Raw genomic sequence first — 5,229 nt, forward strand, 5'->3', positions numbered from 1 at the left:
GCCGCCGCCGCACGGCAGCCGCGCCAGGAGCCCGCCCGATGAACAGCACCACCGGCCCGGCCCCCACCCCCGAGCCGGCCCCCGCCGCCGCCTCGGAGCCCGCCCCGGCCCCGGTGCGCGCCGCGACCCGACGGTCCGCCCGGGCCCCGTTCAGGGCCGCCGGCGCCGCCGCCGCCCTTGCCGCGCTGCTCGTGGCCGTCTCCGCCCCGCCCGCGGCCGCCGACACCATCCGCGACCGCCAGTGGGGCCTGCTCGCCCTGCGGGCCGAGGAGGCCTGGGGCATCACCCAGGGCGACGGGATCACCGTCGCCGTCCTCGACACCGGCGTCGACTCCACCCACCCCGACCAGGTCCTCGACGGCACCGACCTCGTCGGCATGGGCGCCGGCCGCGGCGACCGCGCCTGGGCCCGCCACGGCACGGCCATGGCGAGCATCATCGCCGGCCACGGACACGGCCCCGACCGCGCGCAAGGAGTCCTCGGGATCGCGCCCCACGCCCGGATCCTGCCGGTCAGGGTGATCCTGGAGGAGGGCGACCCGGGACGCGCCAAGGCCCGCGACAGCAAGTCCGGGGCCCTCGCCGAGGGCATCCGCTGGGCCGCCGACCACGGCGCCGACGTGATCAACCTGTCGCTCGGCGACGACAGCGACTCCGCCCACCACGAGGCCGCCGAGGACGAGGCCGTCCAGTACGCCCTCGGCAAGGGCGTGGTCGTCGTCGCCTCCGCGGGCAACGGCGGCGAACGCGGCGACCACACCTCCTACCCCGCCGCCTACCCCGGGGTCATCGCCGTCGCCGCCGTGGACCGCCAGGGCCGCAAGGCCCCCTTCTCCACCCGCCACTGGTACGCCACCGTCAGCGCCCCCGGCGTCGACGTGGTCATCGCCGACCCGGACCGGGCCTACTACGAGGGCTGGGGCACCAGCGCCGCCGCCGCCTTCGTCTCCGGAACCGTGGCCCTCGTCAAGGCCGCCCACCCCGGGCTCTCCCCGGCGCAGGTCAAGAAGCTGCTGGAGGACACCGCCACCGCCCGCCCGCCCGGCGGCCGCGACGACGCCCGCGGCCACGGCACGGTCGACCCCGTCGCCGCGCTCCAGGCCGCCGGGTCGCTGCGGTCCGAGCCCCCCGCCCCCGTGGCCGTACTGGCCCGGCGCCCGCGCGCCGCACGGCGGGACGCCGCGGGGGAGTCCCTCCCCCCGGCGGGATAGGGTCAGGTCATTGTGGCGACCAAGAACATTCCAGACCCCGGTTTCTCCGACGACGACGGCACCGCCGACCCCCGGCTGAGCGCGGCCCTGGCCGCCTGGGCCGAGGACCGCTCGCGGGAGCCGGAACTGCTGGCGGCCCTGAAGGACGCCCGGCTGCTGGTGCCCGTCGTGGCGATGCTCGGCGAGGTCGAGACCGACCCGGAGACCGGCCTCAAGCGCGAGAAGACCAGCGACATGGCCGTCCCCACCCTGACGGCCGGCGACCGCCGGGCGCTGCCCGCGTTCACCTCCATCGCCTCGCTGGCCCTGTGGGACCCGGCGGCCCGCCCGGTGGCGGTCCCGCTGCACCAGGCGCTGGCGGCCGCGGTGCACGAGAAGGCCGACACGATCGTCCTGGACCTGGCCGGACCGGTGCCCTACCAGCTGACCGGCCCCGCGCTGCTCGCGCTGGCCGAGGGCCGCACCGACGCCGACCCGCTGGCCGACCCGGCCGTGCGGCAGGCGGTGCGGGCCGCGGTGGCCGCCGAGCCGGCCGTGCTCCGCGCCCACCTGGGCCCGGGCGGCGCCTCCGCCGACGGCACCCTCGCCATCGTGCTGTCCGAGGGGGAGCCGGTCGCCCCCGCCGCCCGGCGGGTGGCCGAGGCCCTCGCGGCGGACGAGACCCTGCGCGGGCGCCTCGTGCGCGGCCTGGACCTCGCCCTGCTCCCGGCCGGCGCCCCGGTCCCGCCGGGCGAACCGCTCTTCACGCGCTGAGGACCCCGTAACGTACGACGGAGGGCCGCCCGCGAGGTGTCGCGGGCGGCCCTCCGTCGTACGAAGCGGAATCCGGAGCGGGGGGTCAGGCGTACACAGGACCCGTGAACTTCTCGCCCGGGCCCTGGCCCGGCTCGTCCTGGACGATCGAGGCCTCGCGGAAGGCCAGCTGCAGCGACTTCAGGCCGTCGCGCAGCGGGGCCGCGTGGAAGGAGCTGATCTCGGTGGCGCTGGCGGTGACCAGGCCGGCCAGGGCCGTGATCAGCTTGCGGGCCTCGTCGAGGTCCTTGTGCTCGGAGTCCGGCTTGTCCAGGCCCAGGTTGACCGCCGCGGCGCTCAGCAGGTGGACGGCCACCGTGGTGATGACCTCGACGGCCGGGACGTCCGCGATGTCGCGGGTCATCTCGTCGTAGTCGGGAGTGGTGGAATCGGAGGGCGTCGCGTCAGTCATGCGCTCCACGATAGGTCGTGCGGCGGCCTTGCTCTGCGTGGGGTAGTATGGACATCGACCGGCCGGACACTTATGTGCCCGGCCCACAAGTGGAGGCTCCGATCTCCCACCCGACCACCCTCCGGGGCGGCGGGTCATCCGGTCAGGCGGTATCCATCGTTCCGTACGGACGATGGAAGGCCGCCGAGTTGCGCCCCGCGGTTCGCACGCGGCGGTGCTCCGGTTGTTTTGGAGCCCCTGCCTGTGCCCGGCGGGGCATTTTTCTTTCTCCGCCGCGGTTGAGGTCTGACGACATAAGACGTCAGCGGTTGCCTGCCAGGCAGCCGTGTGGTGCTACCGAGGAGGATCCATCAGCACCGAGCCCCGCATCAACGATCGGATTCGCGTCCCTGAGGTGCGACTCGTCGGTCCCAGCGGCGAACAGGTGGGCATCGTCCCGCTTGCGAAGGCGCTTGAGCTCGCGCAGGAATACGACCTGGACCTGGTCGAGGTCGCCGCCTCCGCGCGCCCGCCGGTCTGCAAGCTCATGGACTACGGCAAGTTCAAGTACGAGTCGGCCATGAAGGCCCGTGAGGCGCGCAAGAACCAGGCGCACACGGTCATCAAGGAGATGAAGCTCCGGCCGAAGATCGACCCGCACGACTATGACACCAAGAAGGGTCACGTCGTTCGGTTCCTCAAGCAGGGCGACAAGGTCAAGATCACGATCATGTTCCGTGGTCGCGAGCAGTCCCGGCCGGAGCTCGGCTACCGACTGCTGCAGCGTCTCGCGGAGGACGTCCAGGAGCTCGGCTTCATCGAGTCGAACCCGAAGCAGGACGGCCGGAACATGATCATGGTTCTCGGTCCGCACAAGAAGAAGACCGAGGCGATGGCCGAAGCCCGCGAGGCGCAGGCCGCCCGCAAGGCCGAGCGCCAGGGTGGTGCCGCCGCCGAGGCCGCTCCGGCCGAGGCCGCCGAGGTGGAGTCCACCGAGGTCGACGCCGACGGCTCCGCCGACGCGAACGCCGAGGCCTGATTCCGGGGCAGCCCGTCCCGGATCACCCACACAACATGACGCTCCCGCCCGCCGGTCCGCGAGGACCGGTGGGAGCGCCACCGACGAGGAGATAACGGCGCCATGCCGAAGAACAAGACGCACAGCGGTACCAAGAAGCGCTTCAAGGTCACCGGCTCCGGCAAGGTGCTCCGTGAGCGCGCCGGCAAGCGCCACCTGCTCGAGCACAAGTCGTCCCGCCTGACCCGTCGCCTCACCGGCAACGCGGAGATGGCTCCCGGCGACGCCGCGAAGATCAAGAAGCTTCTCGGCATCTGACGCCTCCGCTCCCGTGACGGGAGCGGACGGACGTCGAGACCGGGACCCCATCGAATTCCGGGCCGTGTGAAGACACCCACGGCCCCGCTACAAGGAGTAAAAAAGTGGCACGCGTCAAGCGGGCAGTAAACGCCCACAAGAAGCGCCGGGCGATCCTCGAGGCGGCCTCCGGCTACCGCGGTCAGCGTTCGCGCCTGTACCGCAAGGCCAAGGAGCAGGTCACCCACTCGCTGGTCTACAACTTCAACGACCGCAAGAAGCGCAAGGGCGACTTCCGTCAGCTGTGGATCCAGCGCATCAACGCCGCTGCCCGCCAGAACGGCATGACGTACAACCGCCTCATCCAGGGTCTGAAGGCCGCCAACATCGAGGTGGACCGCAAGATCCTGGCCGAGCTGGCCGTCAACGACGCCAACGCGTTCGCCGCGCTCGTCGAGGTCGCGCAGAAGGCCCTCCCGGCCGACGTCAACGCGCCCAAGGCCGCTGCGTAAGGCATAGCCGGCCCGCTCACGAGGCCGGCACCCACGGACCCGCAGGCGTTCGCCTGCGGGTCCGTGTGCGTTCACCCCGCCCCGGACCACCCGAGAGAGAACCCTGAGACCATGCCCACCCCCGCCGAGCTGATCTCCCCCCGATCCCCGCGGGTGGCCGCCGCACGGAGGCTGGCGCGGCGCAACTTCCGCACCAAGGAGCGCCGGTTCCTCGCCGAGGGCCCCCAGGCCGTCCGTGAGGCCGTCGCGCACCGCGGGTCCCAGGGCGCGACGCTGATCGAGCTGTTCGCCACCGTCGAGGCCGCCGAGCGCTACGCCGACATCGTCGAGGCCGCCCTGCTGGGCGGGGCGCGCGTGCACTACGCCTCCGACGAGGTGCTCGCGGAGGTCTCGCAGACCGTCACCCCGCAGGGGCTCGTCGGCGTCTGCCACTTCCTGGACTCCCCCTTCGAGGAGATCCTCGGGTCCGGCCCGAAGCTGGTGGCCGTCCTCGCCCACGTCCGTGACCCCGGGAACGCCGGCACCGTCCTGCGCTGCGCGGACGCCGCCGGCGCCGACGCCGTGGTGCTGACCGACGCCTCCGTCGACCTCTACAACCCCAAGTCCGTCCGCGCCTCCGTGGGCTCCCTCTTCCACCTTCCCGTGGCCGTGGGCGTCCCCGTCGAGCAGGCCGTGGCGGGGCTGCGGGAGGCGGGCGTACGGATCCTCGCGGCCGACGGGGCCGGCCAGGACGACCTCGACGCCGAACTGGACGCCGGCACCATGGGCGGCCCCTCGGCCTGGGTCTTCGGCAACGAGGCCTGGGGCCTGCCCGAGGAGACCCGGGCGCTCGCGGACGCCGTCGTACGGGTCCCGATCCACGGCAAGGCCGAGAGCCTGAACCTCGCGACCGCCGCCGCCGTGTGCCTCTACGCGTCCGCGCGTGCACAGCGGGCGCCCGGAGGGTGCCGCTCCGTGACCCCCAGCTAGTAATGTGGCCTGCCGGGGGCCCACTGAGCTACCCGGAGA

The 5,229-nt window shown here is 73.3% G+C and carries 7 protein-coding genes; 6 read left to right on the forward strand and 1 reads right to left on the reverse strand.

What is annotated here, in order from left to right; translation table 11 throughout:
* The first annotated feature begins 38 nt into the window (after positions 1 to 38).
* Positions 39 to 1,211 (forward strand): type VII secretion-associated serine protease mycosin, encoded by a 1,173-nt coding sequence (gene mycP / locus VR44_RS34575; protein WP_245692750.1) that lies wholly within the window; start codon positions 39 to 41, stop codon positions 1,209 to 1,211.
* A gap of 12 nt (positions 1,212 to 1,223) precedes the next feature.
* Positions 1,224 to 1,964, forward strand: a complete 741-nt coding sequence (locus tag VR44_RS34580; RefSeq protein ID WP_045951603.1) for an SseB family protein — start codon at positions 1,224 to 1,226, stop codon at positions 1,962 to 1,964.
* An 85-nt stretch (positions 1,965 to 2,049) separates the two neighbouring features.
* Here VR44_RS34580 and VR44_RS34585 read toward each other — a convergent pair whose 3' ends face one another.
* On the reverse strand, positions 2,050 to 2,415 hold the full coding sequence (locus tag VR44_RS34585; protein ID WP_042800665.1) for a DUF1844 domain-containing protein: 366 nt from the start codon (positions 2,413 to 2,415) through the stop codon (positions 2,050 to 2,052).
* A gap of 325 nt (positions 2,416 to 2,740) precedes the next feature.
* Between VR44_RS34585 and infC the strand changes: the two genes are divergently transcribed.
* The 4 genes from infC to VR44_RS34605 all read left to right on the forward strand — a co-directional run bounded on the left by infC (position 2,741) and on the right by VR44_RS34605 (position 5,190).
* On the forward strand, positions 2,741 to 3,433 hold the full coding sequence (gene infC / locus VR44_RS34590) for a translation initiation factor IF-3 (protein ID WP_094192109.1): 693 nt from the start codon (positions 2,741 to 2,743) through the stop codon (positions 3,431 to 3,433).
* 102 nt (positions 3,434 to 3,535) lie between these two features.
* Complete coding sequence (rpmI, locus tag VR44_RS34595) at positions 3,536 to 3,730, forward strand: 50S ribosomal protein L35 (protein WP_030770466.1); 195 nt, start codon at positions 3,536 to 3,538, stop codon at positions 3,728 to 3,730.
* A gap of 104 nt (positions 3,731 to 3,834) precedes the next feature.
* Complete coding sequence (gene rplT / locus VR44_RS34600; RefSeq protein ID WP_007263143.1) at positions 3,835 to 4,221, forward strand: 50S ribosomal protein L20; 387 nt, start codon at positions 3,835 to 3,837, stop codon at positions 4,219 to 4,221.
* Positions 4,222 to 4,332: 111 nt separating this feature from the next.
* Positions 4,333 to 5,190, forward strand: a complete 858-nt coding sequence (locus tag VR44_RS34605; RefSeq protein WP_045951605.1) for a TrmH family RNA methyltransferase — start codon at positions 4,333 to 4,335, stop codon at positions 5,188 to 5,190.
* Positions 5,191 to 5,229 lie beyond the last annotated feature (39 nt).

The organism is Streptomyces katrae, assembly GCF_000966975.1.
GTDB classification, from domain to species: domain Bacteria; phylum Actinomycetota; class Actinomycetes; order Streptomycetales; family Streptomycetaceae; genus Streptomyces; species Streptomyces katrae.